This is a genomic window from Methylotenera sp. (genome assembly GCF_013141425.1).
Lineage (GTDB): Bacteria > Pseudomonadota > Gammaproteobacteria > Burkholderiales > Methylophilaceae > Methylotenera.
The window spans coordinates 1-4,127 of record NZ_JABFRA010000048.1 but is presented as its reverse complement, the minus strand read 5'-3'; the positions used below and the strand labels follow the sequence as shown (position 1 = coordinate 4,127).

Below are 4,127 nucleotides of genomic sequence, written 5' to 3'. Positions count from 1 at the left end.
CTGCTGCAGCAATTGACTTAACAACACCATTCCCAGCATGGGTGGGTATTGAAGGTGTAGTTGCAAGTAAGAGCAATGACACGATTAACGCCGATGCAACGAATAACTTTGGCGGTAGCAACTGGTTGTTTGGTGGTAGCGGTAACGACACGATTACTGGCGGTTTAGGTAACGACGTGATTGTAGGCGATGGCATCCGCTTAGATACCTTAATTGGTACTTATGCGGGCGGTTATAACAACTACTTAGATGGTGCTAGCGCTCGTGCAGCAGGTTTTGTACAAAGCAATGGCTTGCTGGATAACGTTGGTGGTGGTTTCGATAAACATTTCACTACAATGTTGTCATCTGCGACTTTCAAAGACCTTGAACTTGGCGGTAGCGCAGTCACCAGACTCTGGCGTAATGGTGTAACTGGTACTGATTTAGCCGACAGCGTAACAGTGGGTGATGGTGGTACAGCAGGTGCAGCTGACGTTGTTAAATTTACAGGAAATCGTGCGGAATACACAGTAGAAAAAATCATTTTTGATACTCTTACGAAGACCGTGGTTAACGCTGATGGCGCAAACACAGTCACAGCGTATAAAATTATTGACTCAGTAGTAGGCCGTGACGGTGCTGATTTGGTTGTAGGTGTAGAAAACTTCCAGTTTGCCGATGTTACTTTGAGTGCATTACAAGTGTCTAATCATGCTCCAGTTATTGCGGGTGGTGATACTGCGACCGTGAGTTTTGCAGAAAATAGTCCTGCATCAGTCACAACGATAGTCGCAACTGATGCTGATGTGCCTGCACAAACGCTTGTATATAGCATTAGCGGCGGTGCAGACGCAGGTTTGTTTAACATTGATTCAGCAACAGGTGCGCTCACTTTTGCTAGCTCCCCTAACTTTGAAGCACCAACCGATGCTGGCGCTGATAATGTGTACGATGTGGTTGTAGAAGTCAGCGATGGTATCGCAACCGACACTCAAGCGCTGGCGGTAACAGTGACAAACGTGGACGAAGCTAGAACAGGCTCTGTCAATATTGTGAACTACACGCCAAGACCTACAGGCAATGCTAATGTGGTAACAATATCTGCTGCCAACACGATTGCTGACCCCGATGTACCAGCGCTAGTGCCAAGCTATCAATGGCAACGAAGCGTGAACAATGGTGTCACTTGGACAGATATCGTTGGGGCGACCAACGCAACGTTGGATAACCAAAGCAATATCACGGCACGCGTAGTCTCCACTTATACGGATCCATTTGGCACAACTACCGTGGTTTCGCCTGAAATGGTTAGAGTCGGTAACGGGAATAACAATATCCTAGCCGCGAATGGTGGTAACGACATTGTGCTAGGCTTAGGCGGTAATGACACGCTCACAGGCAATGCTGGCAACGATGTTGTCGATGGTGGCACAGGCAATGATACGATAAATGCCACGGTCAATGATGGTGATGATAGTTTCATTGGTGGTGCGGGTACGGATACTTACAATCTGTCAGGCACTGCGGCTGGCGCAACGGTTGATTTAACTGCAGGCACTGCTACAAGTACGGAAATAGGTAATGACACCTTAGCTGGTATCGAACGTGTCTTAGGTAGCTCTGCAGCTGACACGTTTACTGATGGAGCTGGAGTTAGTGAGCTAATAGGTAACAATGGAGATGACTACTTCATCTTAACCAACGACCTTGCAAGTGATGTTCTTGTAGGTAATGCAGGTGTTGATACGGTAGACTACTCCGCGTTAACGGCTAACCTGAGTGTCATATTAAATGGCAATGGTAATGTTTATGTTAATGGTACTGGCGAGGGTTTTGGTGGCCTGTCCAATCGTGACCGAATCTCTTCTATCGAAAACTTCATCGGTGGTTCGGGTAACGATATCATTGGGGGCGATACGCTAGCGAATGAGTTGTCAGGCGGTAATGGCGACGACTCGCTAAGAGGTGGCCGCGGTGCAGATGTGCTCACTGGTGGTGCTGGAAATGATTTGTTCTTTTACAATAACGTTAATGAGACAACGTTAGCTGCAAGAGACCGCATTGCTGACTTCACAAGAGGTATTGACCCAGCAATTCCTGGTGATGTATATATTCCTGTTGATAAAATTGACTTGTCAGGTATTGATGCAAGTACTGCCGGTGGTAACGGAACCTTTAACTGGTTAGGCACAACAGCATTAAATGCTGGCAATGCGGACGGTGGTTTGCACTACTACTACGATTCAATCAACAATCTAACGATTGTTGAAGGTAGTGTGGATACAAATACCACAGCAGAGTTCCAGATTGAGCTAGTTGGTAACGTTGCACTAACCGCAGCTGACTTTGTGCTGTAATCACTAGAAACGCCACCCCTTATTATCTGCAGTATCGGTAATAAAGGGTGGCAATAAGGTAGTAACTTTTACCCCGCTTTTATAGCGGGGTTTTTTTAGCATAAAATAACCGTTCTATTGTTAAAATAACGACTTGTTTTAAGAATCTTTCAAAAACGATAATGATGTGATAAAGTGCTTTAACTATTTAGGCTAACGCAATGAAATCAAAAACTAAACAACCAAAAAATGAAATTGCTGAAATAATCGGTAGTTTTAAAGGCGCTTTTAAAACTGTCGGCATTTTCAGTGCTGTCATCAATTTGATGTTGCTCGCACCTTCCTTGTACATGTTGCAAGTGTATGACCGCGTGCTGGCCAGCCGCAACGAAACAACATTGTTGATGCTGACTTTGATTATGCTGGGTGCTTATTTGTTTATGAGCGCACTGGAGTTTGTGCGTAGCTTCATCCTAATACGCCTTGGTGCGCAACTAGACATGAAAATGAACAAACGCATTTATACCGCCGCATTTGAGCAAAACTTGAAGCGGGCAGGCGGTAACGCAGGCCAAGCCTTGCAAGATTTAGCCAATATTCGCCAGTTTTTAACGGGCAACGGCCTATTTGCTTTCTTTGATGCGCCTTGGTTTCCCATCTATTTATTCGTCATCTTTATGTTTGACGTTTATTTGGGTTTATTTGCCTTGGTGGGTACCGTTTTGTTAGTAGCGTTGGCTTTTATCAACGAGGCTGTTTCTAAAAAACCTTTATCTGAAGCAAGCGGCATGTCGATTGCCGCAGGTAACTTGGCGACCAATAATTTGCGTAACGCAGAAGTGATTGAAGCCATGGGCATGTTGCCTAATTTAATGGCTCGCTGGTTTAAATTGCATAGTCGCTTTATTCAATTGCAGGCCGAAGCCAGTGAAAAGGCTGGAATCATTGGTGCGATAACCAAATTCACCCGTGTTTCTATGCAGTCTTTAATCTTAGGGTTGGGCGCCTTATTGGTGCTAACCAACGACATTACGCCTGGCATGATGATTGTGTCGTCTATCTTGATGGGCCGTGTGATTAGCCCTGTGGAACAACTGATTAATGTTTGGAAGAACTGGAGTGGTACGCGTAGTGCTTATCAGCGCCTAACCGAGTTGTTAGAAGCTAACCCCGCACGTAAGTCGGGCATGGCATTGCCTAAACCGCTTGGGCAAATAACCTTGGAAGGCGTTACTGCCATACCACCAGGCGCGAGTGAAGCGGCCATTAAGAACTTGAGTTTTGTATTGGCGCCAGGTGATGTGTTGGGAGTTATTGGCCCAAGTGGCGCGGGTAAATCTACCTTAGCTCGATTGTTAGTCGGTGTGTGGCCAGCCAGAGTTGGTAATGTGCGTTTGGATGGCGCCGATGTTTATCAATGGAATAAAGATGAACTCGGCCCAAGTATTGGTTACTTACCGCAAGATGTTGAATTATTTGCAGGGGCCATTAGCGAAAATATTGCACGTTTTGGCGAAGTGGATTCTGAAAAAGTGGTATTGGCAGCTAAACGTGCCGGTGTGCATGAAATGATTCTACACATGCCACAAGGCTATGACACACAATTAGGCGATGGTGGCGCAGGGCTGTCGGGTGGCCAAAAGCAACGCTTGGGTTTGGCGCGTGCTATGTACGATGACCCTTCTTTAATCGTTTTGGATGAACCCAACTCGAACTTAGATGATATTGGCGAGCGCGCTTTGGTGGCAGCCATTACCGATTTACGCCAACGCGGCAAAACTATTGTAATGATTACGCACCGTACCAGCG

At 46.0% G+C, this 4,127-nt stretch carries 2 protein-coding genes; both read left to right on the top strand.

The window, feature by feature from the left end; genetic code table 11:
* The coding region (locus tag HOO90_RS04020) for a cadherin domain-containing protein (RefSeq protein ID WP_292839705.1) at positions 1–2,339 on the top strand (2,339 nt) is incomplete at its 5' end.
* A 200-nt stretch (positions 2,340–2,539) separates the two neighbouring features.
* On the top strand, positions 2,540–4,127 hold a 1,588-nt coding region (locus tag HOO90_RS04015; protein ID WP_292839703.1), incomplete at its 3' end, for a type I secretion system permease/ATPase.